The sequence below is a fragment of the Sphingomonas ginkgonis genome (genome assembly GCF_003970925.1).
Lineage (GTDB): Bacteria > Pseudomonadota > Alphaproteobacteria > Sphingomonadales > Sphingomonadaceae > Sphingomicrobium > Sphingomicrobium ginkgonis.
In genome coordinates this window covers 1,961,830-1,984,670 of the sequence record NZ_RWJF01000001.1, presented here as the reverse complement: position 1 = coordinate 1,984,670, position 22,841 = coordinate 1,961,830, and the positions used below count along the sequence as shown (strand labels likewise).

Genomic DNA, 22,841 nt, shown 5'->3' with positions numbered 1-22,841 from the left:
GGGCCGAGCGCGGCGCCGGCGTCCGTGTCCGCCACCCGACTAGCGGCCCTGCGGCTGCGCCTGCTGCGGCAGCGGGGTGACGCTGACGCTCGGAAGCTGGCTGTTGAGCGCAGCGAGAACGTCGTTGGTGACGTCCAGACCGGCCGCGCTGGCCAGCGTGGCGCCAACGTCGACGGCCATGTTGGCGCCGCGCGTGGTCATCACCTGCTGGTAGATCGGGCCGATCTTGGCGTCGATCTGGCGAGTCACGTTCGCCTGGGTCGACTGGATGTTCGTCTGCAGCCGCGCCAGCTCCTGCTGGGCGTTCTGCTGGCGCTGCTGGAAGGCGGTGATGCGACCCTTGAGCGCGGCATCCGGATCCTTGCCCTTGAGCGCCGCGACCGCGGTCTGCAGCGACGCCTGCTCGGTCTGCAGCTGCTGGCCGAGCGTCTGCGCGCGCTGCTGCGCGCTGGTCAGCTGGCCCTGCAGGTTGGTGGCGGCGGTGCGGCAGGCGTTGCAGTCGCGATAGACCCGCGCCGTGTCGACGACGACGATCGTGGCGGCAGGCGCGCGCTGCGCCAGCGCGGCACCCGGCGCCGTGACGAGGGTCGCCGCGACCGCGGCAAGAAGAAGCTTGCTGTTCATCAGAAGGACGTTCCTACGTTGAAGGAGAAGAGCTTGGTTTCGTCGCCCGGCTGCTTGACCAGCGCCTTAGCGAGATCGATGCGCAGCGGGCCGAACGGCGAGGTCCAGTTGACGCCGATGCCGACCGAGACACGCGGCTTGGGCGAGTTGCCAGAGAAGACTTCTTGGTAGCCCGCCACCGCGGTCTGGCCGGTCGGGCAGGTCACCGGGACAGTCGAGCCAGGCGCGATCGTCGAAACCGTATTGCCGGTTGTCGAGTCGATGCAGCGCGCCAGAAAGTTCTGGAGGGCCGGGGTCCGCAGCCCGAAGACCGAGCCGACGTCAACGAACGCCGACGGGCGGAGGCCGAGGTTGCGGGCCGCCGACGACAACGGGATCTCGAGCTCGAGCCGGCCCATGTAGTAGGCTCGGCCGCCCAGCGCATCGGTGATGCGGTTGTTCTTGTCCACCGCCACCAGGTTGCCGGTGGTGATGTCGTACGGCGTGCGGATGACCCGCGGACCAATGCCGCGGATGTCGAAGCCGCGGAGGTCCTGCCCGAAGAAGCGGTCGTTCAGGCGGATCGGATCCTTGGTCGGATCCGACGAGCTCTTGAGCGCCTTGATGTAGCCGCCCTCGGCATGGGCCGAGAGGATGAAGCCGCGCGGCAGGCCCCAGTATTTCGTGCCATTGGCCTGGGTCCGCAGGTAGCGCACGTCGCCGCCGAGGCCCGCGAAGTCCTGGCTGAACACCGCCCGCTGCCCTCGGGTCGCGCGAATGCCGTTGGTGTTGTCGTAGGCGAAGCTGTAGCCGATCGACGAGGTCGTCCGCTTGCCGAGCTCGTCACACAGGTAGGTGCCGGCCTTCAGCGGATCGCAGACGCCGTTGGTATAGAAGGTGCTCTGATCAAGCGAGATCTTGTCGAAGTTCAGGCTGTAGCGCGTGCCGATCGTCAGATATTCGTTGACCGGGAAGCCTAGCCGGAGCCCGCCGCCCGTGGTCGTCTGCGAATAGGTCGTGTTGCGCTCGTTCCCGATGTAGTTGAAGCTGTTGAGGTCGCGGCGGTAGATTTCGCCGCCGAGCAGCACCTGCTTGTCGAACAGATAGGGCTCGGTGAAGCCCAGCTGCACCGACTTCGAGTAGCGGCTGTAGTTGACCCCGGCGCTGAGCGACTGGCCCATGCCGCGGAAGTTGTTCTGCTCGACCGACAAGGCGACGATGAACTTCTCGAGGCTGGAGTAGCCGGCGGACACCTGGAGCTGGCCGGTCGACTTTTCCTGGACGTCGGTGCTGAGCACCACCCGGTCGGCCGCGGAGCCCTGCGCCTGCTTGACCTCCAGCTTGTCCTGGAAATAGCCGAGGCTCTGGATGCGGTCCTGGGTGCGCTTGATCCGCTGCGCGTTGAAGGCGTCGCCCTCGTTGATGCGGAACTCGCGGCGGATGACCTTGTCGCGCGTGTTGGTGTTGCCAGTGATCTCGATCCGCTCGACGTAGACGCGCGGCGTCTCGTTGACCTTGAAGGTCACGTCCATCGTCTTGGTTTCGACGTTGCGGTTGTAGTCGGGATCGATGTCCGCGAAGGCGTAGCCGAGGCCGCCCGCCTTCTCGTTCAAAGCGGTGACCGAATCCTCGATCTGCTTGGCGTTGAACCAGGTGCCCGTCTTGATGTTGGCGGTCTTAAGCACCTCGGCGTTTGCGAAGTCGCGCAGCTGGCTGTCGGCGTCGATCTTCCCGAACTTGTAGCGCGGACCTTCCTCGACGACGTAGGTGATGATGAAGTCGCGGCGGTCCGGGGTCAGCTCGGCGAGCGCCTGGACGACCCGGAAGTCGGCATAGCCTTGGGTCAGGTAGAAGGCGCGGAGCTTCTGCTGGTCGGCCGCGAGCCGGTCCGGGTCATAGGTGTCGTTCGACTTCAAAAAGCCGAGGAACCCGCCCGCCTGCTTGGTGTACATCTCCTTCACCAGGCGGTCGTGGCCGAAGCTCTTGTTGCCGATGATGTTGATCGCGCGGACCTTGGAGAGGTCACCCTCGTTGATCTCGAAGATGAGGTCGACGCGGTTCTGGTCGAGCTGGACGACCTTCGGCTCGACCGTCGCGGCGAAGCGGCCCTGCCGCTTGTACAGTTCGATGATCCGATCGACGTCGGCGCGGACCTTGGAACGGGTGAAGATCTGCCGCGGCGCGAGCTTGATCTCGGGGTTGATCTTGTCGCTCTTGAGCCGCTTGTTGCCCTCGAGCACGATGCGGTTGATGACCGGGTTCTCGCGCACCGTGATGACGATGTCGCCGGTGTTGCCGCCGCCGATCTGGGCGTCGGCGAACAGCTCGGTCGCGTAGAGATCCTTGATCGCCTGGTCGAGCGTCTCGGCGGTGTAGGTCTGGCCGGGCGAGAGGTTCGCATACTGACGCACCGTCTCCGCCTCGAGGCGCTCGGTACCGACCACCCGGACCGAGCGGATCGTGCCCTGCGTCGGCGCGGCGACGACGGGTGCCGGCGCGGCGGCGGGCGCCTGCGGCTCCGCGGCCGGAGCCTGCTGCGGGGTGGTCTGGGCCGGCGCCGGGGCCGCCTGCGCCAGGAGCGGTGCCGACCAGGAGGTCAGCGCCGTGCTGATAAGCAGGGCGGCGCCAGCACGCTGCCGATAAGTCATGGCCTTGGTCGAAATCACGCGGTCCCCGCCTAAAGCTTAAGGTGGCGCTGCCCCTGTCCGCGGCGCCGCCTCGTTCAATCTGCCCGTCAGCCCCCTGCCCCAAGCCGGTCAGCCAATCAAGCGCTCGAGCCTTTCCCACAGCCCCAGCGAGCCAAGATCGTTAACGGTGGTGAAGAGGAGCAGCGTCAGCAATGCCGCAAACCCTCCCCGAAACGCCCACTCCTGAGCCCGCTCGCTGACCGGTCGGCGGCGAACCGCCTCGGCCAGGTAGAAAGCCAGATGTCCACCGTCGAGCATGGGAACTGGCAAGAGGTTGATGAACCCGAGGTTTATGGAGAAGAGCGCCAGCAGCCAGACGAAGTCGACAAGGCCGAGCGACGCCTGCTGGCCCGCGATCTGAGCCATCTTCAAGGGGCCGCCGATCTGGTCGGCGGACAGCCGGCCGGTGACGATCTGCCAGATGCCGTCGACCATCGAGCGCGTCATCCGCACCGTGAAGCCGGCGGCATCGGGGAGCAGCCGCAGCGGCGAGACCCGCTGGTAGTCGCGACCGGTCGCATAGATGCCGAGCCGGCCGATCTGGAAGGTCTGGCCGAAGCGATCGCGCTGCACCTCGCGCCGGACGTGCGCGGTAGTGGAGAACGTCTGACCGCCGCGAACGAACTGGATCGTCACGTCGGCACCCGGCCGAAGCATCACGAACTCGCTCAGCTGGCTGAAATCGTCGATCCCGCGCCCGTTGGCGGCGACGATGCGGTCGCCCGGCCGGAAGCCGGCCTGGGCGGCCGCGCTGCCGGGCTGGACCATGTTGACGACCGGCGGAGTGCGCGGCTCGCCTTGAATGGCGAACAGCCCGGCGACAATGAGGATCGCGAGCAGGAAATTGGCCATCGGGCCGGCCAGCACTACCAGGAAGCGCTGCCACCAAGGCTTGGTGTGGAAGCTCCGCACGGCGACCTCCGGGGGAAGGTCCTTACGCGCACCCTGGCTGGCCGGATCCATGTCGCCGGTGAATTTCACGTAACCGCCGAACGGCAGCCAGCCGATCTGCCAGCGGGTGCCGCGGCGGTCGCTCCAGCCGGCGATCTCGCGCCCGAACCCTATCGAGAAGGTCTCGGCCCCGATTCCGAACCAGCGCGCGACGAGGTAATGGCCGAGCTCGTGGAAGAAGACCAACGGGCCGAGCGCCGCGATGAAGGCGATTGCGATGAACCAGACCGGCGGCTGCGGAAGCATCAGGCGGCCATCGCGGGCAGGAGCGCGTCGGCGGCGCGCCGGGTTGTGCGGTCGATCTCGAGCACGTCGCCAATCGAGGTCGGCGCCGTCGCGGTGGATCGGTCCAAGGCATCCTCGACCAGGGCCGCGATGCGTCCGAACGGGAGCCGCCGGTCGAGGAAGGCGGCGACTGCGATCTCGTTGGCGGCGTTGAGGACGATCGGCGCCGCGCCGCCACCCTCGAGCGCCGCGCGGGCCAGCCGGAGCGCGGGGAAGCGGACGGGATCGGGACTTTCGAAGCTCAACTGCGCGACGGCGGCAAGGTCGAGCCGCTGGGCCCGGGTCTGCATCCGTTGCGGCCAGGCCAGCGTGTGGGCGATCGGGATCCGCATGTCGGGCGATCCTAGCTGAGCGAGCATTGAACCGTCGGTGAACTCGACCAGCGAGTGGATCACCGACTGCGGGTGGACGAGAATGTCGATCTGCGCCGACGGCATCGCGAAGAGGTGATGGGCCTCGATCAGCTCGAGCCCCTTGTTCATCATCGTCGCGCTGTCGACGCTGATCTTGGCGCCCATCGACCAATTGGGGTGGGCGACCGCCTGCTCGGGCGAGGCGCCGGCCATCCGCTCCGCCGTCCAGGTTCGGAACGGCCCGCCGCTGGAGGTCAGCACAAGCCTTGCGACGGCATCTTGGTTCTGCCCGGCAAGGCATTGAAAAATGGCGTTATGTTCGCTGTCGACCGGCAGGATGGTTGCGTCCGATCGCTCGGCCGCGCGGGTCATCAGCGTGCCGGCGGTAACCAGTGCCTCCTTGTTGGCGAGCGCAACCGAGAGGCCCGCGTCGACGGCGGCCATGACCGGCTCGAGCCCCGCGCAGCCGACGATCGCGGCCATCACCCAGTCGGCGTCGGCTACGGCGGCCTCGGACAGCGCGGCGCGTCCGGCCGCGACCCGGGTCGAGGTGCCCGCCAATGCCGATCGAAGGTCGTCGAGCCGGCGCTCGTCGGCGATCACCGCCAGGCCGGCGCGGGTCCGGCGCGCAGCCGCGGCGAGCCCGTCGACATCGGTCGCGGCGGTGAGCGCGGTGACCCGATAGTCGTCCGGGCTGGCCTCGACGAGGTCGAGCGTCGACTTGCCGATCGATCCGGTGGCGCCGAGGATGGCAATCCGCTTCATCAGGCCGCCGCTCCCAGCAGCACGGTCAGTCCGGCCAGCGCCGCCACCGGGACCAGCCCGTCCAAACGGTCGAGAACGCCGCCATGCCCAGGCAAGATCGTTCCTGAATCCTTCACGCCGGCCTTCCGCTTCAGTCCGCTTTCGAACAGGTCGCCCATCGCGCTGGCGAACGCGAACAGCGGCGCCAGCAGGTACCAACGCGCCTGAAGGTGGTTGGCTGCGACCCACAGGCCGGCGACGAGGGTGGCGGCGACCAGCCCGCCGACCAAGCCCGATACGGTCTTGTTGGGACTGATGCTCGGCGCCAGCTTGGGACCGCCCAGCGCCCGGCCGGTGAAGTAGGCGCCGATGTCGGCCGACCAAGTCACAAGGAACACCCACATGAGCTGCGCAAACCCGTCATGCGCGCGTTCGCGGATCCACAGCAGCGACAGTGCCGGGATCAGCGCATAGACGAACCCCGCGGCCTGCCAGGCGAAGCCCCAGCCCCGCACCATGCGGCTCCACTCGTAGAACATCAGGGTCGCCGCGGCGGCGCAGAGAATCGCGAAGACGGTGCCGCCGGCCCAGGCCGCGGCAAGCGCGACGACGACCATCGCCACCCCGGCAACAACACGCTTGGTAAGTTCGCTGGCGCCCTGCTGTTCGCTCATCGCCCGCCGAACCGGCGCTGCCGCGACGCGTACTGATGCAGCGCATCGTTGAAGCATTGCTCGTCGAAGTCCGGCCACAGCGTGTCGGTAAAGACCAGCTCAGAATAAGCTGCCTGCCAGAGGAGGAAGTTGGACAGGCGCTGCTCGCCAGAGGTGCGGATGAGGAGGTCGAGCTCGGGCAGCTCGCGGGTCTGGAGCAGCCCGCCGATCGCCGCCTCGTCAATGTCCTCCGGCGCCATCTCGCCCGCCGCGGCCCGCCGCGCCAGCTCGCGGGTCGCGGCGCAGATCTCGGCGCGGCCGCCATAGTTGAGCGCGACCACCAAGGTCAGCCGGTCGTTCCCGGCAGTCCGCGCCATCGCGGTCTCGAGCCGCCGCGCGAGGTCGGGTCCGAACGCTTCATGCTCGCCGATCAGCCGGAGGCGCACGCCCTCCTTCTCGAGCGTCTTCAGTTCCTTGTCGACGTAGTAGCCGAGCAGGCCCTTGAGCGCGCTGACCTCCTCCTCGGAGCGGCGCCAGTTCTCGCTCGAGAAGGCGTAGATGGTCAGCACCTCGACGCCCGCGTCGCGCGCCGCGGTCATCGCGCGGCGGACCGCCTCGGCGCCGGCACGGTGGCCGGCGACCCGCGGCAGGTGGCGCCGCTGTGCCCAGCGGCCGTTGCCGTCCATGATGATCGCGACGTGGCGCGGGACCGCCACCGGGGAGTCGCCCGGCAGCGGCGAACCGCCGAGCCGTTCGACCTTCCCGATCTTCACTTGCCGAGGATTTCCTTTTCCTTGGCGGCGGCCGCGGTGTCGATCTCCTTGATCGTGTCGTCGGTCAGCTTCTGCACCTCGGTGTCGAGCCGCTTGTGCTCGTCCTCGCTGATTTCCTTCTTCTTCTCGTCGGTCTTGAGCGCGTCCATCCCGTCGCGGCGGACGTTGCGGACCGCGATCCGCGCCTTCTCGGCATATTGGCTGGCGAGCTTGGCAAGCTCCTTGCGGCGCTCCTCGGTGAGGTCCGGGATCGGCAGGCGGATGTTCGGCCCGTCGGTGATCGGGTTGATGCCGAGCCCCGCGTTGCGGATCGCCTTCTCGACCGCCGACAGGTTGGACTTGTCCCACACCTGCACGCTGAGCATCCGCGGCTCGGGAGCCGAGATGGTCGCGACCTGGTTGAGCGGCATGTTGGCGCCGTAGACCTCGACCTGGATGGGGTCGAGCAGCGCGGTCGAGGCGCGCCCGGTGCGCAGGCCGCCGAGATCGTGCTTGAGCGCGTCGACGGCACCGGTCATGCGGCGCTGGATGTCGGCCTTGTTGTAGGCGGGCATGGGTCAGATCTCCTCGTTCTGGACGATCGTCGCGGTGCCCTCCCCGGCCAGCACATGGGCGAGGTTGCCCGGCTGGCGGATGTTGAAGACGACGATCGGGATATTGTTGTCGCGGCACAGGGCGACGGCGGCGGCGTCCATCACGCGCAGGTCGTCGGCCAGGACCCGGCTGAAGCCGAGGGTCTCGTAACGCTTGGCGTCGGGCACCTTCTTGGGGTCGGCGGTGTAGACGCCGTCGACGCTGGTGCCCTTGAAAAGCGCGTCGCAGCTCATCTCGGCAGCGCGCAGCGCGGCGGCGGTGTCGGTCGTGAAATAGGGATTGCCGGTGCCGGCGGCGAAGATGACGATCCGGCCCTTCTCCATGTGGCGGACGGCGCGGCGGCGGATGTAGCGCTCGCATACATTGTCCATCGGGATCGCCGACTGGACCCGGGTCTCGACCCCCAGCTTCTCGAGCGCGTTCTGAACCGCGAGCGCGTTCATCACGGTCGCCAGCATGCCCATATAATCGGCGCTGGCGCGCTCGAACCCGGCCGCGGCACCGGCCACGCCGCGGAAGATGTTGCCGCCACCGACAACCAGGCACAACTCGTGGCCGCGCTGCTTGGCGTCGGCGATTTCCGCCGCCATCCCGGCGACCGTCGCCGGGTCGATGCCGAACTGCCCCGGTCCCATCAGCGCCTCGCCCGACAGCTTCAAGAGAATGCGGTTGAAGCGGGGGCGGGTCATGCGGCGCGATATTCCTTGGCGAACTGGATAAGCAAACGGGGCGAGCGCGCTTCTATGGCGCACCCGCCCCGTTGCCAACTCACAATCTCCGGCCCGGGCGTCCCGGACCGGATCGGGATCAGGCGACCGGCTCGGCCTTGTTGGTCCCGGCGGCAGCCGCGACCTCGGCGGCGAAGTCGCTCTGCTCCTTCGCGATGCCCTCGCCCAGCTGGAAGCGGACGAACGCCTTGAGCGTGACCGGCGCGCCGGCCTCCTTGCCGGCGGCGGCGACGACGTCGGCGACCGGAGTCTTGTTGTCCATCACGAACAGCTGGCTGACGAGCGCATTTTCCTTGCGGAACTTGGCCATCGAGCCCTCGACCATCTTCTCGACGATGTTGGCAGGCTTGCCGCTCTCGTTCGCCTTCTCCTGGGCGATCGCGCGCTCGCGATCGATCAGCGCCGGGTCAAGGTCGTCCGCGTTGAGCGCCTGCGGATTGGCCGCGGCGATGTGCATGGCGAGCTGCTTGCCGAGGCCGTTCAGCGCTTCCGCCGGGGCCGCGCTCTCGAGCGCGACGAGCACGCCGATCTTGCCGAGACCCGGAACGACGGCGTTGTGCACGTAGCTCACGACCGCGCCCTGGCTGACGTCGAGCACCGCGGTGCGGCGAAGCGACTGGTTCTCGCCGATGGTGGCGATGTTGGCGGTCAGCTTCTCGGCGACCGTGCCGCCGCCCGGATAGGCCGCGTTGGACAAGGCCTCGACGTCACCGTTCGCCTGCAGCGCGAGGCTCGCGACGTCGCGGACGAACGCCTGGAACTGCTCGTTCTTGGCGACGAAGTCGGTCTCGGAGTTGACCTCCACGACCGCGCCCCGGGTGCCCTCGACGGCCACGCCGACGAGACCCTCGGCGGCGGTGCGGCCGGCCTTCTTGGCGGCAGCAGCGAGGCCCTTGGCGCGCAGCCAGTCGATCGACGCTTCCATCTCGCCATTGTTCTCGGCGAGCGCCTTCTTGCAGTCCATCATGCCCGCGCCGGTGCGCTCACGCAGCTCCTTGACGCTGGCGGCCGTGATCTCAGCCATCAGAATATCCTTTTAGTGCCCCGGCGAAGGCGGGGGGTCTCGATGAACAAGACTGGCCCCCGCCTTCGCAGGGGCACAGCAGCTTAGGCGAGCGCGGCTTCCGCCGGCGGCTCGGCCATCGCGCCGAGGTCCTCGCCGCGCGACTGGGCGCCGCCCGACTTGCCGCTGTTGGCAGCGCTCGCGATTGCCTCGGCATAGAGACGGATGGCGCGGCTCGCGTCGTCGTTGCCCGGAACCGGGAAGGCGATGCCGTTCGGATCCGAATTGGAGTCGAGGATCGCCACGACCGGGATGCCGAGGACGTTGGCTTCCTTGATCGCCAGCTCTTCCTTGTTGGTGTCGATCACGAACATGATGTCGGGCAGGCCGCCCATGTCGCGGATGCCGCCGAGGCTCTTCTCGAGCTTGTCGCGCTCACGGGTGTTCTGCAGCACTTCCTTTTTGGTCAGCCCCGCAGTGTCGCCGGCGAGCTGCTCCTCGAGGCTCTTGAGCCGCTTGATCGAGTTGGACACGGTCTTCCAGTTGGTCAGCATGCCGCCGAGCCAGCGATGGTTGACGAAATGCTGGCCCGACGTGCGGGCGGCCTCGGCCACCGCATCCTGGGCCTGGCGCTTGGTGCCGACGAACAGGACCTTGCCGCCGCGGGCGACGGTCTGCTGGACGAAGTCGAGCGCGCGCGCGAACAGCGGCACGGTCTGCGAGAGATCGATGATGTGGACGCCGTTGCGGTCGCCGAAGATATACGGCTTCATCCGCGGATTCCAGCGATGGGTCTGGTGGCCGAAGTGGGCGCCAGCCTCGAGCAATTGCTGCAGCGTGACGACATTGGTCGCCATAGGATATCTCCTTCCGGTTGTTCCTCTGGGAAGCGGGAACGCCAGCGGCCAGGCCGCCCGCGCACCGGGCTATGTTGCTTCCCATGCGGGTTGAGGTGCGCCCCCTAGCGGAGGAGCGCTGATCTTTCAAGCGCTTGGGCTCGGCGCAAAGCGGAGGCTTGACAGACGGGAACAGAAGGGGAACATTGGCGTCATTCCAAGGAAATCTGTTCCCGTTTCGGAACAGAACGAATCGGAACCCGTTACGGGATACAATTCAGAGAGGTTCAGCCAATGCTCGCAGCCGTTGCCATCCTCCCCTTCCTCGTCACCGTCACCATGCTTGCCCTGTTCGCGATCGACACCTGGCAGCAGGAAGGCGCGAAGATCGTGGCGGCGCTGAAGGGCCGCAGCTGGGCAGCCGAGCCGGTGCTGGCGACCCGCCCGGTGACAGTGCGGTTCAGTGGCCGTGGGCCGGTGCAGCGGGTTCCGGTGCGGGCGCAAGCAGGCTGGCGCGCCGCCGCCTGACGCGGGCATAGCTCGCGAGCCCGAGCGGCAGCGAGCCGAGGTAGAGGAGCGCGACCACCAGCAGCGTGTGCCATGGCGCGACGATCAGCGCGGCGCCGAGCAGGCCGACACCGGCGAGCGCGAACAGCCGCCAGTCGCGACGGATCCGGATCGACGCCCAGCTGTAGGTCGGAATGGCCGAGATCATTAGCGCGGCGATGAACAGGGTCCACGGCATTACCACGTACCAGACGCGGGTCCACTCGCTGCCGCTGATCAGCCAGAGGAAGATCGGAACGAAGGCCAGCCCGGCCCCCGCCGGAGCCGGAACGCCGGTGTTGAAGCCGGCCGACTTGTGCGGCTGCTCGGCGGCGTCGAGCCGGGCGTTGAAGCGGGCAAGGCGGAGCGCACAGCAGACCGCTAGGGCCAACGCCGCCAGCCAGCCGAACCGCGGCTCGGCCTTGAGCGACCAGAGGAACAGGATCAGCGCCGGCGCGGTGCCGAACGCGATATTGTCGCTGAGCGAATCGAGCTCGGCCCCGAACTTGCTCTGCGCCCGGAGCAGTCGCGCGATCCGCCCGTCCATCCCGTCGAGCACCCCGGCGATGATGATGCAGGCGAGCGCCTGATCCCACTTGCCGCCGATCGCCATGCTGACCCCGGTCAGCCCGAAGCACAGCGCCAGCGCGGTGACCGCGTTGGGGATCATCGCCCGGAACGGGATGCGACGCGGGGCGTCGCCCGGCTCGATCACTGGGCGATACCGCGCAGCGTCTCGTCGGTGCCGAGTTCCGCGAGGATCGTCTCCCCGGCGATCGCCCGCTGGCCGAGCAGCACCTTGGCCCCGGTCCCCTCCGGAAGGAACACGTCGACCCGGCTGCCGAAGCGGATCAGCCCGATCCGCTCGCCGGCCTGGACCTGGTCGCCCTCCCGAACGAAGGCGAGGATCCGACGCGCGACGAGGCCGGCGATCTGCGTGAAGGCGATCCGGGTGCCGTCCTCGCGCTCGACGAGGAAATGCTGCCGCTCATTGTCCTCGCTCGCCTTGTCGAGGTCGGCATTGACGAACTTGCCCGGGACATAGGCCATGCGCCGGATGCGCCCGGCAATCGGCGTGCGGTTGATGTGGACGTCGAAGACCGACATGAAGATCGACACGCGGGTGAACTCGCCCTCCCCCATGTCGGCGCGCAGCTCGGGTGGTGCAGGCACCCGCTTGATCATCGTCACCATCCCGTCCGCGGGCGACACGACGAAGCGCGGGTCCTGCGGCGTGGTGCGCACGGGATCGCGGAAGAAGGCGGCGACCCAGATCGTCACGCCGATCAGCAGTACGCCGATGAAATGGCTCAGCCCGAAATAGGCGATGAGCGTCGCGGCGAGCGCGATCAGGGTGAACTTGCGGCCTTCCGGGTGGACATCGGGAAAGCGCCACTTGACGGCGGTCAGCTGGCTGTCGGGTTTTTGGATTTCGGCCATTCGCCGTTCCTAGACGTGGTCCCTTTCGGCGACAACCCAAGTTGCCTTGGAACGCCTCCGGTCCTAGAGGCGCGCACAATCCCGTTCAGACCATGGAAGCAAGCGTAATGGCGAAGATCAAGGTGCAGACCCCGCTCGTCGAGATCGACGGCGACGAGATGACCCGCATCATCTGGCAGTGGATTCGCGAGAAGCTGATCCAGCCCTATCTCGACATCGACCTCAAATATTATGACCTCTCGGTCGAGAACCGCGATGCGACCGACGACCAGGTCACGGTCGACAGTGCCAAGGCGATCCAGCAGTACGGCGTCGGCGTGAAGTGCGCGACGATCACGCCCGACGAGGCGCGCGTCGAGGAATTCCACCTCAAGAAGATGTGGAAGTCCCCCAACGGCACGATCCGCAACATCCTTGGCGGCGTCGTTTTTCGCGAGCCGATCGTCATCGCCAACGTCCCGCGGCTGATCCCCGGCTGGACCGACCCGATCGTCGTCGGTCGCCATGCCTTCGGCGACCAGTACAAGGCCACCGACTTCAAGGTCCCGGGCGCGGGCAAGCTGACCATGAAGTGGACCGGGACCAACGGCGAGGAGCTCGAATACGAGGTGTTCGATTTCCCATCGGCCGGCGTCGCCATGGGCATGTACAACCTCGACGAATCGATCCGCGACTTCGCCAAAGCCTGCCTCAACTACGGCCTGCAGCGCGGCTGGCCGGTCTATCTGTCGACCAAGAACACCATCCTCAAGGCCTATGACGGCCGCTTCAAGGACATCTTCCAGGAAGTCTACGACAGCGAGTTCAAGGCGCAGTTCGAGAAGGCTGGGATCGAGTACCAGCACCGCCTGATCGACGACATGGTGGCGAGCGCGCTCAAGTGGAGCGGCAAGTTCGTCTGGGCCTGCAAGAACTATGACGGCGACGTCCAGTCGGACCAGGTGGCGCAGGGCTTCGGCTCATTGGGCCTGATGACCAGCGTGCTGATGACCCCCGACGGCAAGACCGTCGAGGCGGAGGCGGCGCACGGCACCGTCACCCGGCACTACCGCATGCACCAGCAGGGCAAGGCGACCTCGACCAACCCGATCGCGTCGATCTTCGCCTGGACCCGCGGGCTCATCTATCGCGGCCGGTTCGACAACACGCCGGACGTGGTCACCTTCGCCGAGACGCTCGAGCGGGTCTGCATCGAGACCGTCGAGAGCGGCAAGATGACGAAGGATCTCGCGCTGCTGGTCGGCCCCGAGCAGAGCTGGATGACCACCGAGCAGTTCTTCGAAGCGATCCGCGCGAACCTCGAGACGGCGATGGCGGAAACCGGCATCGCGCAGCCCGCCTGATGACGTGGCGGCGGCGGGGGTTGTACGCGGCGCTCGCGCTGCTTCTCCTGTCGCCGCTCGCCGTCCCGCCGCTGCTGGCGTTCCCCTACCGGGCGCAGGTGGCGGGACATGCGATCTATAGCGAGGCACCGATCGACCCGCGTCTGCCGACGCTGGTACACTTGGCGGACGACAAGGTCCGGCGCTCTCCCCTCAGCCGCTCGCTCGAGCTCACCCAGCCCATCTTCCTGACCGCGGGCGGCTGGCGCTGGCTCTACCTCGCCAACGTCGCGCACGGCGCCTTCGCCTTCACCCGCCCGCTCGCCGAGAGCATCGTGGTCAACCGCTCCGACGTCGTACGCGACGAGGTCAGCAGCACGCTTATCGCCGGGGCGCATCGCTCGCTCTCGGGCGTGCTGGCGCACGAGATGACCCACACCGCCATCCGCGCCCGCTTCGGGCTGCTCGCCGACTGGCGCTTTCCCGCCTGGCTGCGCGAAGGCTATTGCGACGAGGTAGCCGGCGGCGGCAGCCTGTCGGACGACGAAGCGGAACAGCTCGTCCGGTCGGGCCAGGACCGCCCCGCCCTACTCTACTGGCGTGGCCGCAAGCAGGTCGAGGCCGAGCTCAGGGCCAACGGCGGGTCGGTGGAGCGACTGTTCGCCGCGCACGGCGCCTACTGAACGGCAGCCGGGCTCCGCACCCGCTCGCGGCCCACCCCCAGCCCGATCAGTCGCCCCGGGATCCGGCGCAGCGGGGCTGACCGGTTCAGCAGCTTGAGCAGCCACGGGGCATCGTTCAGCGGCGGTCCCGGCTGGATCAGCTTGCCGACGACCCGGTCCTGCGCGAGCTTCTGAGCGCCCTGCACGAGTCGTGTCGGCAGCAGCCGCTTGTCCTGTACCTTGTGCAAAAGTGGGTCGGGGTCCTCCCCGGCCGCCATCGGCCCGGCGAGGAAATTGGCCGCGGCCACGGCATCCTGGATCGCGAGGTTGATGCCGATCCCGCCGATCGGACTCATCGCATGCGCCGCGTCGCCGATCGCCAACAGTCCCGGCCGATGCCAGCAGGTCAGCCGGTCCAGCGCGACGCTCAGCAGCCTGATGTCCTCGGGTGATTTCAGCGCGTCCACATCGAGGTCCGCCGCGGCTTCGCGGATCGTGGCCCGGAACGCCTCCATGCCGCGCCCGAGGATCTCCGCGGCCTTGCCCTTGGGAATGACGAAGGCGCACTGCCAATAGTCGCCGCGGTCGATCAGCACGAGCATCCGTCCCTGCTCGACCGAGCCGCGCAGGGCGTTGCCGGCGTGACCCTTGGGAATGCGGAACCACAGGATGTCCATCGGCGCGCCGAGCGCCTGCAACGGGAGCATGGACTCCTTTCGGACCAGCGACGAGCGGCCGTCGGCGGCGATCACCAGCCGCGCCCTCCGCTCGCTGCCGTCGGCGAGGCGAACCCCGACGATCCGGCCCTCCGCTTCGAGGAAGCCGCTGACCTCCTTCTCCATCTCCAGCTCGAACCCCGGGAAGCGGCTCCCTTCGTCGCGGAGGAAGTCGAGGAACTCCCACTGCGGCATCATCGCGACAAACGGCGCGGGCGTGTCGAGGTGCGACAGGTCGGCGACCAGCCAATCGTGCCCGGCAATCCGAATCTCGGCCCGATCGAGCCGGTTGTGCGGACGCTGAAGGAAGCGGTCGAGCAGGCCAAGCTCGGACAGGATCTCCATCGTCGAGGGATGGACGGTGTCGCCGCGGAAATCGCGGAAGAAGTCCTGGTGCTTTTCGAAGATGGTGACTTGGACGCCGGCACGGGCGAACAGATAGCCGGCCATCACCCCGGCCGGGCCCCCGCCGACGATCAGGAGATCGCGGTCGTTCATGCCACCCAGCATAGCGCCGGGCGAACCGCGCGCCTAGGCGGCGACGCGCTCCTGCCGGATCCCGAGCGCGATCGCGCGACCGGGGATGCGCCGGAGCGCCGGGAAGCGCTGGAGGAGCAGCAATGGCAATGGCGGCCCGCTGATCGGCTTGCCACGGCCGAGCATGGGCGCGAGCACCCAGTCCTGGGCGATCTTCTGGACCAGCTGGATGAGCCGCGTGCTGCCATGACGGCGACGCTGCACCTTGTGCAGCAGCGCATCGACGTCCGCGCCGCCGGCCAGCGCAGGCGCCAGCAGGTTCGCGGCCGCGACCGCATCCTGGATCGCGAGATTGATCCCGATCCCGCCCATCGGGCTCATCGCGTGGGCCGCGTCGCCGATCGCCAGCAGTCCGGGTCGGTGCCAGCGGGTGAGCCGGTCGAGCGACACTTCGAGCAGGTGGAGGTCGTCAAGGCTGGCGAGGTCGGCCGACAGCCTGCCCAGCCGCGAGTCGACGGCCTCGATCTCGGTTCGGATCGCAGCGATCCCGCGGGCCTTCAGTTTATCCGCCCGACCCTTCGGGAAGACGAGCGCGCATTGCCAGTAGCTCCCCCGATCCACCCGAACCAGGATTCGGCCGCCATCCACCGCGATCTTGAGCCCCGCGGCCCGGCCGTTCCGCTTCGGAAGTTCGAACCAGAAGACGTCGATTGGCGAACCCAGGTCCTTGACCGGGAGCAGGGAGTCGCGCCGGACAATGCTTCGACGCCCGTCGGCGGCGATCGTCAGCCCGGCCCGGATCTCGTCGCCGCCCGCCAGCCGTGCCCCGGCAATTCGCCCGTCTTCCTCGATCAGTCGCTCGACCGGGCAGGCCATGTCCATCCGGAAGGTGTCAAGCCGAGAGGCTTCGCGGCGCAGGAAGTCGAGAAACTCCCACTGCGGCACCATGGCGACGAACGGCGTCGGACCAGGCACCCGGCTCAGATCGCCGACGATCATGTCCTGTCCCGCGATGCGGAGCTCGGCCCGGCTCAGCCGCTGGTGCGGGCGAGCCAGGAAGGCGTCGAGCAGCCCGAGTTGGCCAAGCACCGCCATGGTCGACGGGTGGACGGTGTCGCCGCGGAAATCGTGCAGGAAATCGCCGTGCTTTTCCACGACCTGCACCCGCACGCCGACGCGCGCGAAGAGCAGGCCGGCCATGATCCCGCACGGGCCGCCGCCGACGATCAGGAGGTCGGGCCGGCTCCAGTCCGGCCCGCGGCGGCAATGCGTCACTTCGTGGTCTTGGTCAGCGCCTCTTTCTTGTGCGCGGCCTGCTTTCCCTCGTCCGTCTCGACGAGATATTCGGGATTGTCCTTGGACGCAGCGACGTGGTGGCCCTTGATCTCCATCTCGCTGGTGACCTTCTTCACGACCTTGCCGTGGGCCGTGCCGCCGTGACTTTTCCAGCTTACCTTGTCGCCGCTCTTCAGGTCGTTCGCCATCGCGCTTCTCCTCGTGTCCAGTTGCACCGTGCAACGCACGATGGCGGCGCGCGGTGCCGCCGTGACATGCCCGGCCCATCCTGCTTAATGGACGCATGGCCGGAGAAGCAGTGACCGTCACCCCTGCGCTCTCGGACGCGCTGACCATCCTCGGCGCGGCGGGGATCGTGATCCCGGCGTTCGCCCGGCTGCGGATCAACCCCGTGCTCGGCTTCATCCTGGTCGGGATCATCGCGGGCCCGTTCGCCCTCGGCGCGCTCAACACCCGCTATCCGTGGCTTCATGCCGTCAGCATCTCGGACCCGCACGCCGTCGAACCCTTCGCCGAGTTCGGGATCATCATGCTGCTCTTTTCGATCGGGCTGGAGCTGAGCTTCCGCCGCCTGAAGGCGATGCGGCGGCAGATCTTCCGGATCGGTCCGGCCGAGCTGTTCGGGTCGGCCCTGCTCGTCGGCGGCGGGCTGATGGCGATGGGCAACAGCTTCGCCGCCGCGCTGGTGCTCGGCGTGGCGCTCGCCATGTCCTCGACCGCGCTGGTGCTGCCGATCGCCGGGACCGAAAGCCCGGTCGGTCGTGCCGCCTTCGCCATGCTGCTGTTCGAAGATATCGCGCTGGTCCCGCTCCTCTTCCTGTTCGGGACGCTGGGCGGCGGCAGCGATCTGGCGGCACTGTGGAAGGTGGCGTGGCAGGGCGCCGCGGTGATCGCGACCATGCTCATCGCTGGGCGCTACCTGCTCCCGCCGCTGTTCGCGCAGGCGGCTCGCACCAAAAGCCCGGAGCTCTTCCTCTCCATCTCGCTGCTCGTGGTCATCGTCTCGGCACTGGCGACGGGCGCGGTCGGCCTGTCCGCCCTGATGGGAGCGCTACTGGCGGGCGTCCTGATCGCCGAGACGGAATATGGCGGCGAGGTCGAAGCGATCACCGCGCCGTTCAAGGGCTTGGCGCTCGGCGTCTTCCTCATCAGCGTCGGGATGCGGCTCGACCTTCGCATGCTGCTCGACCGCTGGCACGAGCTGCTGTTTGCGCTGCTGCTGGTCCTGGTGGCGAAGGCGCTGGTCACCGGTCTGCTGCTGCGGGCGAGCGGTGCCGGAAAGGGGATTGCCGCCGAGACCGGGCTGCTCATGTCGAGCCCGTCGGAAACGACTCTGATCCTGCTCGGCGCGGGCACCGCCGCCGGGGTGATCCGGCCCGACGCGGCGACCTTCTGGCAGGCGGTCACGGCGCTGGGGCTAACGGTGACCCCCCTGCTCGGGATCGTCGGACGCGCGCTGGCCCGCCGGGTCGACCGCGCCGCCTTGCCGACCGAGGAGAAGAGCGAGGGCCGGGTGCTGCTGTTCGGCTTTGGCCGGGTCGGCCGGCTGGTCGCCACCATGCTGCAGGAACATGGCCGGCCCTATCTGGCGGTCGAGAGCGACATCGATGCGGTGAAGAGCGCGCGCCAGGACGGGTTCAACGTCCTGTTCGGCGATGCCTCGCGCCGCGAGCTGGTCGAGCATCTGCACGTCGCCGACGCCCGCGCCCTGGTCCTGACGATGGACGACCCGGTCCAGGTCGTCCGGCTGGCGCGGCAGCTCCGCTCGGCCGCCCCCGACCTCCCGATCATCGCCCGGGCCCGCGACACCGCCCATGCCGCCCAGCTCTACCGCGCCGGAGTGACCGACGCGGTTCCGGAAACGCTCGAAGCCTCGCTCCAGCTGTCGGAGGCGGTGCTGGTCGACGTCGGACTGGCGATGGGCCCGGTGATCGCCTCGATCCACGAAAAGCGCGCCCAGCTCCGGTCGGAGATCATGGCTGCGGGCGAATTGGCCGAGGAACCGAGCCTGGGTCGACGCCGCGCGCGAGACCTGCTGCCAACGGTCGCGACAACGGAGCGGTAGGGCTGCTAGCTTGCCCCGGCGACCAGCTTCTCGAAGGCCGCCTTCGTCATGTCGAGCATGAGCCCGACCCGATTGTGACCGAACGCGTTCGCTGGGACCTTGACCTTCGACGAGCCCATGCCGACGGTCACTCCGTCAGCATCGACCGAGACCACGGTGGCAATTCCCACCCCGGTGTTGTCGTTGATCGGCGCGCCCGCAATCAGTTCCTTGGCCGTCGCGGGCCGAGCGGGTCCGAGCTTCTCCCGCATGCGCTCCGCAGTCCGATCGAAATCGTTGGAACGGACGCCGTTGCGGAGGGCATCGAGATTGCTGGGCTGGGTTGCGGTATCATGCGCAGCCATGTCCGACTTGCTGATGTCTGGTGTCGGACCGGATGGAGCGCCTGCGGACTGCCCGTAGGCGATCGCGTGGCTGGTGCCGACTAACAGTCCGGCGGTAAACAGAAGTCGACGCATTGGAATGCTCCCCAATCATCCGTTTGCCGAAACAAACACAGGCACGACGATTGAGCAAGCGGCCATGCTCCGGACAGCCGAAGGTCCGGCTTAAGCCGCCGCCTTCTCCAGCGCATCGCGGATCGCCGATAGCGCCTCGTTGGCCTTGCTGCCGTCCGGACCGCCGCCCTGCGCCATGTCGGGACGGCCGCCGCCGCCCTGCCCGCCGAGCGCCGCGACCGCCGCCTTGACGAGGTCGACCGCGCTGACCTGGCCGGCGAGGTCTCCAGTGACCCCGACCGCGACGCTGGCCCGGCCCTCGTTGACCGCGATCAGCGCCGCCACGCCCGAGCCGAGCCGCTGCTTCAGCGCATCGATCTCGCCGCGCAGCGCCTTGGGGTCGAGCCCCTCGACGCTCTGCCCGAGGAAGCTCAGCCCCGCGACCTGCTCCGGACCGGCTGCCTCGGCCTTGCCGCCGCCGCCCATGGCGAGCTGCTTTCTCGCTTCAGCCAGTTCGCGCTCGAGCCGGCGGGCACTCTCGACCAGCGCGGCGACGCGGGCCGGTGCCTCGTCGGGCGCGCTCTTGAGGCTGGCGGCGATCTCACGCAGCCGCTGGTCGCGCTGCAGCAGCCATTGCCGCGCCGCCTCGCCGGTCAGCGCCTCGATCCGCCGCACGCCCGAACTGACCGCGCTTTCCGACACGATCTTGAAGATCGCAATGTCGCCCAGCGCCGTGACATGGGTCCCGCCGCACAGCTCCACCGAATAGGTCGCGTCCGGGTTGCGGCCCATCGACAGCACCCGCACCTCGTCGCCGTATTTTTCCCCGAACAGCGCCATCGCGCCCTCGGCGATCGCCTCGTCGGGGGTCATCAGCCGGGTTCCGACCGGCTGGTTGTCGCGGATGTGCCGGTTCACCTCGGTCTCGATCGCGGCGATGTCGTCGCCCGTGAGCGCATTCGGGTGCGAGAAGTCGAAGCGGAGCCGGTCGGGCGCGACCAGGCTGCCCTTCTGCGTGACGTGCGTCCCGAGCCGGTGCCGCAGCGCGGCGTGGAGCAGGTGGGTGGCGCTATGGTTCGCCCGGGTCGCGTCGCGTCGTTCGACATCGACCGACTGGTGCAGCGTGTCGCCCACGGCGAGCTCACCCGCGACGACCCGGGTGCGAAGCGCGTGGAGCCGGCCGAGCGGCTTCGACGTGTCCTCGACAGCGCCTTCGAAGCGCTTGAGACTGGTCAGTTTCCCGGCATCGCCGACCTGTCCGCCGCTCTCCCCATAGAAGGGCGTCTGGTTGAGCAGCACGTCGACCGTTTCGCCGACTTCGGCACGCTCGACCCGCTGGCCGTCCCTGACGAGCGCGAGGACCACGCCCTCGCCCTCGGTCCCCGAATAACCGATGAACTCGGTCGGCCCCTGCTCCTCGGCGAAGTCGAACCACAGCTCGTCGCTGGCCTTGTCGCCCGAGCCCTTCCAGGCCGCCCGGGCCGCGGCCTTCTGCCGCGCCATGGCCGCGTCGAACCCCCCGCGCTCGACCCGCAGCCCGCGGGCGCGCAGCGCGTCCTCGGTAAGGTCGTATGGAAAGCCGAACGTGTCGTAGAGCTTGAAGGCGGTCTCGCCGGGCAGCGTGCCGCCCTTGTCCATCCCGCCGGTCGCTTCGTCGAGCAGCTTGAGCCCGTTCGCCAGCGTCTGGCGGAAGCGCGTTTCCTCCTGCGCCAGCGTCGCTTCGATCAGCGGCTGGGCGCGGACCAACTCGGGATAGGGGGCGCCCATCTCGGCAACCAGCGCGGGCACCAGCCGGTGCATCAGCGGCTCCTTCGCGCCGAGCAGGTGGGCATGGCGCATCGCCCGCCGCATGATCCGGCGCAGCACATAGCCTCGCCCTTCGTTGGCCGGCAGCACGCCATCCGCGACGAGGAAGCCCGAGGCGCGGAGATGGTCGGCGATCACCCGGTGGCTCGCCTTCTGCTCGCCCTCGGCGCGGGTCCGGGTCAATTCCTCCGAGGCGTGGATCAGCGCCTTGAACGTGTCGGTGTCATAATTGTCCGGCACGCCCTGCAGCACGGCGGCGATCCGCTCGAGGCCCATGCCGGTGTCGATCGACTTCTTCGGAAGCTCGGAGACGATTTCCCCCGCCGCCTGCTCATACTGCATGAAGACGAGGTTCCAGATCTCGACGAAGCGGTCGCCGTCCTCGTCCGGGCTTCCGGGCGGCCCACCGGGGATATGCTCGCCATGGTCGAAGAAGATCTCCGAGCACGGCCCACACGGCCCGTCGTCGCCCATCGCCCAGAAATTATCCTTGGTCGGGATGCGGATGATGCGATGTTCGGGCAGCCCGGCGATCTTCTGCCACAGGCCGAACGCCTCGTCGTCGGTGTGATAGACGGTGGCGGTCAGCCGATCCGGCGACAGGCCCCATTCCTTGGTGATCAGGGTCCAGGCGTGGTGGATCGCCTGTTCCTTGAAATAATCGCCGAAGGAGAAATTCCCCAGCATCTCGAAGAAGGTGTGATGCCTCGCGGTGTAGCCGACATTGTCGAGGTCGTTGTGCTTGCCGCCAGCACGAACACACTTCTGCGAGCTGGACGCGGTCGAATAGGGCCGGGTTTCGAGCCCGGTGAAGACGTTCTTGAACGGCACCATCCCGGCATTGACGAACATCAGCGTCGGGTCGTTGTGCGGCACCAGCGGGGCGGAGGGCACCCGGGCATGGCCGGCCTTCTCGAAATAGTCGAGGAAGCTGCGGCGAACGTCGTTGGTCGAGGTCATGATGAGCGCGATGTAAATCCCTCGCTGCACCGCGGCAAGGCGACGATGGACCGATCTTGAGAGGCCCGCCCAGGCCCGCTACGCCGGCTGCATGGCGCGAAGCAGCACAAGCAGGTCGATCCCCAAGTATAAGCGGGGCCGCCGAGGCGGCGGCGGTTCGTTCCTCGGTAGGCTGCTGCGATTTCTTGTCATCACCCTGTTCGCGGCAGTGGTCGGCTCGGTGCTGTGGGTAGCCGCATATCGCTTCGTCAATCCGCCGATCACCTTCACCATGCTCGGCGACATGATTGCGGGCCGCGGCGCCGAGCGGGCGTGGATGCCGATCTCGACCATCGACCGCGACATGGTCCGCGCCGCGATCGGCGCGGAGGACAGCAAGTTCTGCGCGCATCACGGCTTCGACTTCGAGGCGATGGAGGATGCGATGAAGCGCAACGCCTCGGGCGGACGGATCCGCGGCGGTTCGACCATCAGCCAGCAGACCGCCAAGAACGCCTTCCTGTGGCAGGGCGGCGGCTATGTCCGCAAAGGGCTCGAAGCCTGGTTCACCTTCCTCATCGAGAATCTCTGGGGCAAGCGGCGGATCATGGAGGTCTACCTCAACCTCGCCGAGACCGGGATCGGGACCTACGGCGTCAACGCCGGGTCGGAGCGCTACTACGGTCATGATGCCAGCGCGATGAGCGGGTCCGAGGCCGCGCGGCTGGCCGCCATCCTGCCTCTCCCCAAGAAGCGCGGCGCCATCGCTCCGAAAGGCTTCACCCGCCGCTACGGCAATTCGATCCTGGCCCGGCTCGGGGTGGTCGGCCACGACGGTCTCGACTCTTGCGTCTACCGGGGCCTCCCGGTGCCGGCGAACAAGGCGCCTCCGAAGAGCGCGCCAGCGCGGCGACCGCAGCCCGGC

General features: G+C 68.1%; 21 protein-coding genes and 1 pseudogene. 5 read left to right on the top strand and 17 right to left on the bottom strand.

Annotated features, from left to right (window positions below):
* Positions 1–39 precede the first annotated feature (39 nt).
* From HMF7854_RS09705 to rpsB, 10 genes are all read right to left on the bottom strand, one after another.
* Positions 40–624: an OmpH/Skp family outer membrane protein gene (locus HMF7854_RS09705; protein WP_126718913.1), complete on the bottom strand. Its 585-nt coding sequence runs from the start codon at positions 622–624 to the stop codon at positions 40–42.
* The gene (gene bamA / locus HMF7854_RS09700; RefSeq protein WP_126720160.1) at positions 624–3,251 is read right to left on the bottom strand and encodes an outer membrane protein assembly factor BamA; all 2,628 of its coding nucleotides are present in this window, start codon (positions 3,249–3,251) and stop codon (positions 624–626) included. Before bamA ends, HMF7854_RS09705 begins: the two co-directional genes overlap by 1 nt.
* 108 nt (positions 3,252–3,359) lie before the next feature.
* Positions 3,360–4,487, bottom strand: coding sequence for an RIP metalloprotease RseP (gene rseP / locus HMF7854_RS09695; RefSeq protein WP_126718912.1), 1,128 nt, complete (start codon positions 4,485–4,487; stop codon positions 3,360–3,362).
* Positions 4,487–5,644, bottom strand: a complete 1,158-nt coding sequence (locus tag HMF7854_RS09690; RefSeq protein WP_126718911.1) for a 1-deoxy-D-xylulose-5-phosphate reductoisomerase — start codon at positions 5,642–5,644, stop codon at positions 4,487–4,489. Before HMF7854_RS09690 ends, rseP begins: the two co-directional genes overlap by 1 nt.
* Entirely contained in the window at positions 5,644–6,297 is a 654-nt protein-coding gene (locus HMF7854_RS09685) for a phosphatidate cytidylyltransferase (protein WP_126718910.1), read from the bottom strand. The genes HMF7854_RS09690 and HMF7854_RS09685 overlap by 1 nt, the downstream gene beginning before the upstream one ends.
* A complete protein-coding gene (uppS, locus tag HMF7854_RS09680) occupies positions 6,294–6,962 on the bottom strand; it encodes a polyprenyl diphosphate synthase (RefSeq protein WP_126720159.1) in 669 nt (222 codons plus the stop codon). The genes HMF7854_RS09685 and uppS overlap by 4 nt, the downstream gene beginning before the upstream one ends.
* A gap of 83 nt (positions 6,963–7,045) precedes the next feature.
* Positions 7,046–7,603: a ribosome recycling factor gene (gene frr, locus HMF7854_RS09675; RefSeq protein WP_126718909.1), complete on the bottom strand. Its 558-nt coding sequence runs from the start codon at positions 7,601–7,603 to the stop codon at positions 7,046–7,048.
* Positions 7,604–7,606: 3 nt separating this feature from the next.
* The gene (pyrH, locus tag HMF7854_RS09670; protein WP_126718908.1) at positions 7,607–8,332 is read right to left on the bottom strand and encodes a UMP kinase; all 726 of its coding nucleotides are present in this window, start codon (positions 8,330–8,332) and stop codon (positions 7,607–7,609) included.
* Between the two features lie 118 nt (positions 8,333–8,450).
* Positions 8,451–9,395, bottom strand: coding sequence for a translation elongation factor Ts (tsf, locus tag HMF7854_RS09665; protein WP_126718907.1), 945 nt, complete (start codon positions 9,393–9,395; stop codon positions 8,451–8,453).
* Positions 9,396–9,478: 83 nt separating this feature from the next.
* Positions 9,479–10,231, bottom strand: coding sequence for a 30S ribosomal protein S2 (gene rpsB, locus HMF7854_RS09660; RefSeq protein WP_126718906.1), 753 nt, complete (start codon positions 10,229–10,231; stop codon positions 9,479–9,481).
* 273 nt (positions 10,232–10,504) lie between these two features.
* On the opposite strand from rpsB, the gene HMF7854_RS09655 reads away from it, so the two are divergent.
* On the top strand, positions 10,505–10,738 hold the full coding sequence (locus HMF7854_RS09655) for a hypothetical protein (protein WP_126718905.1): 234 nt from the start codon (positions 10,505–10,507) through the stop codon (positions 10,736–10,738).
* On the opposite strand, the gene HMF7854_RS09650 is transcribed toward HMF7854_RS09655, so the two are convergent.
* Together HMF7854_RS09650 and HMF7854_RS09645 are read right to left on the bottom strand one after the other, a co-directional pair.
* Positions 10,671–11,426, bottom strand: coding sequence for a CDP-alcohol phosphatidyltransferase family protein (locus tag HMF7854_RS09650; RefSeq protein ID WP_126720158.1), 756 nt, complete (start codon positions 11,424–11,426; stop codon positions 10,671–10,673). The two genes, HMF7854_RS09655 and HMF7854_RS09650, sit on opposite strands and share 68 nt — an antisense overlap.
* A 41-nt stretch (positions 11,427–11,467) precedes the next feature.
* The gene (locus tag HMF7854_RS09645) at positions 11,468–12,196 is read right to left on the bottom strand and encodes a phosphatidylserine decarboxylase (RefSeq protein ID WP_126718904.1); all 729 of its coding nucleotides are present in this window, start codon (positions 12,194–12,196) and stop codon (positions 11,468–11,470) included.
* A 107-nt stretch (positions 12,197–12,303) separates the two neighbouring features.
* Here HMF7854_RS09645 and HMF7854_RS09640 point away from each other — a divergent pair, with 107 nt between their 5' ends.
* Together HMF7854_RS09640 and HMF7854_RS09635 are read left to right on the top strand one after the other, a co-directional pair.
* The gene (locus HMF7854_RS09640) at positions 12,304–13,539 is read left to right on the top strand and encodes an NADP-dependent isocitrate dehydrogenase (protein WP_126718903.1); all 1,236 of its coding nucleotides are present in this window, start codon (positions 12,304–12,306) and stop codon (positions 13,537–13,539) included.
* On the top strand, positions 13,539–14,201 hold the full coding sequence (locus HMF7854_RS09635) for a hypothetical protein (RefSeq protein ID WP_126718902.1): 663 nt from the start codon (positions 13,539–13,541) through the stop codon (positions 14,199–14,201). The genes HMF7854_RS09640 and HMF7854_RS09635 overlap by 1 nt, the downstream gene beginning before the upstream one ends.
* On the opposite strand, the gene HMF7854_RS09630 is transcribed toward HMF7854_RS09635, so the two are convergent.
* From HMF7854_RS09630 to HMF7854_RS09620, 3 genes are read right to left on the bottom strand one after another with little or no spacing between them, the layout of a single operon-like run.
* Entirely contained in the window at positions 14,195–15,394 is a 1,200-nt protein-coding gene (locus HMF7854_RS09630; RefSeq protein WP_126718901.1) for an FAD-dependent oxidoreductase, read from the bottom strand. The two genes, HMF7854_RS09635 and HMF7854_RS09630, sit on opposite strands and share 7 nt — an antisense overlap.
* A gap of 33 nt (positions 15,395–15,427) precedes the next feature.
* Positions 15,428–16,648 (bottom strand): FAD-dependent oxidoreductase, encoded by a 1,221-nt coding sequence (locus HMF7854_RS09625; RefSeq protein ID WP_239016921.1) that lies wholly within the window; start codon positions 16,646–16,648, stop codon positions 15,428–15,430.
* Positions 16,645–16,857, bottom strand: a complete 213-nt coding sequence (locus tag HMF7854_RS09620) for a hypervirulence associated TUDOR domain-containing protein (protein WP_126718900.1) — start codon at positions 16,855–16,857, stop codon at positions 16,645–16,647. The genes HMF7854_RS09625 and HMF7854_RS09620 overlap by 4 nt, the downstream gene beginning before the upstream one ends.
* A 95-nt stretch (positions 16,858–16,952) precedes the next feature.
* On the opposite strand from HMF7854_RS09620, the gene HMF7854_RS09615 reads away from it, so the two are divergent.
* Positions 16,953–18,734: a cation:proton antiporter domain-containing protein gene (locus HMF7854_RS09615; RefSeq protein WP_126718899.1), complete on the top strand. Its 1,782-nt coding sequence runs from the start codon at positions 16,953–16,955 to the stop codon at positions 18,732–18,734.
* 5 nt (positions 18,735–18,739) lie between these two features.
* On the opposite strand, the gene HMF7854_RS09610 is transcribed toward HMF7854_RS09615, so the two are convergent.
* Complete coding sequence (locus tag HMF7854_RS09610; protein WP_126718898.1) at positions 18,740–19,192, bottom strand: hypothetical protein; 453 nt, start codon at positions 19,190–19,192, stop codon at positions 18,740–18,742.
* 90 nt (positions 19,193–19,282) lie between these two features.
* Positions 19,283–21,937: an alanine--tRNA ligase gene (gene alaS, locus HMF7854_RS09605; RefSeq protein WP_126718897.1), complete on the bottom strand. Its 2,655-nt coding sequence runs from the start codon at positions 21,935–21,937 to the stop codon at positions 19,283–19,285.
* A 91-nt stretch (positions 21,938–22,028) separates the two neighbouring features.
* On the opposite strand from alaS, the pseudogene mtgA reads away from it, so the two are divergent.
* Positions 22,029–22,769, top strand: a pseudogene (gene mtgA, locus HMF7854_RS09600) (monofunctional biosynthetic peptidoglycan transglycosylase); the annotation flags it as partial.
* Between the last annotated feature and the right edge of the window lie 72 nt (positions 22,770–22,841).

Excerpts from the sequence above, each read along its gene's own strand:
- HMF7854_RS09705 (WP_126718913.1), bottom strand. The coding sequence starts at position 624 with ATGAACAGCAAGCTTCTTCTTGCCGCGGTCGCGGCGACCCTCGTCACG.
- bamA (WP_126720160.1), bottom strand. The coding sequence starts at position 3,251 with ATGACTTATCGGCAGCGTGCTGGCGCCGCCCTGCTTATCAGCACGGCG.
- rseP (WP_126718912.1), bottom strand. The coding sequence starts at position 4,487 with ATGCTTCCGCAGCCGCCGGTCTGGTTCATCGCAATCGCCTTCATCGCG.
- HMF7854_RS09690 (WP_126718911.1), bottom strand. The coding sequence starts at position 5,644 with ATGAAGCGGATTGCCATCCTCGGCGCCACCGGATCGATCGGCAAGTCG.
- HMF7854_RS09685 (WP_126718910.1), bottom strand. The coding sequence starts at position 6,297 with ATGAGCGAACAGCAGGGCGCCAGCGAACTTACCAAGCGTGTTGTTGCC.
- uppS (WP_126720159.1), bottom strand. The coding sequence starts at position 6,962 with ATGGACGGCAACGGCCGCTGGGCACAGCGGCGCCACCTGCCGCGGGTC.
- frr (WP_126718909.1), bottom strand. The coding sequence starts at position 7,603 with ATGCCCGCCTACAACAAGGCCGACATCCAGCGCCGCATGACCGGTGCC.
- pyrH (WP_126718908.1), bottom strand. The coding sequence starts at position 8,332 with ATGACCCGCCCCCGCTTCAACCGCATTCTCTTGAAGCTGTCGGGCGAG.
- tsf (WP_126718907.1), bottom strand. The coding sequence starts at position 9,395 with ATGGCTGAGATCACGGCCGCCAGCGTCAAGGAGCTGCGTGAGCGCACC.
- rpsB (WP_126718906.1), bottom strand. The coding sequence starts at position 10,231 with ATGGCGACCAATGTCGTCACGCTGCAGCAATTGCTCGAGGCTGGCGCC.
- HMF7854_RS09655 (WP_126718905.1), top strand. The coding sequence starts at position 10,505 with ATGCTCGCAGCCGTTGCCATCCTCCCCTTCCTCGTCACCGTCACCATG.
- HMF7854_RS09650 (WP_126720158.1), bottom strand. The coding sequence starts at position 11,426 with ATGATCCCCAACGCGGTCACCGCGCTGGCGCTGTGCTTCGGGCTGACC.
- HMF7854_RS09645 (WP_126718904.1), bottom strand. The coding sequence starts at position 12,196 with ATGGCCGAAATCCAAAAACCCGACAGCCAGCTGACCGCCGTCAAGTGG.
- HMF7854_RS09640 (WP_126718903.1), top strand. The coding sequence starts at position 12,304 with ATGGCGAAGATCAAGGTGCAGACCCCGCTCGTCGAGATCGACGGCGAC.
- HMF7854_RS09635 (WP_126718902.1), top strand. The coding sequence starts at position 13,539 with ATGACGTGGCGGCGGCGGGGGTTGTACGCGGCGCTCGCGCTGCTTCTC.
- HMF7854_RS09630 (WP_126718901.1), bottom strand. The coding sequence starts at position 15,394 with ATGAACGACCGCGATCTCCTGATCGTCGGCGGGGGCCCGGCCGGGGTG.
- HMF7854_RS09620 (WP_126718900.1), bottom strand. The coding sequence starts at position 16,857 with ATGGCGAACGACCTGAAGAGCGGCGACAAGGTAAGCTGGAAAAGTCAC.
- HMF7854_RS09615 (WP_126718899.1), top strand. The coding sequence starts at position 16,953 with ATGGCCGGAGAAGCAGTGACCGTCACCCCTGCGCTCTCGGACGCGCTG.
- HMF7854_RS09610 (WP_126718898.1), bottom strand. The coding sequence starts at position 19,192 with ATGCGTCGACTTCTGTTTACCGCCGGACTGTTAGTCGGCACCAGCCAC.
- alaS (WP_126718897.1), bottom strand. The coding sequence starts at position 21,937 with ATGACCTCGACCAACGACGTTCGCCGCAGCTTCCTCGACTATTTCGAG.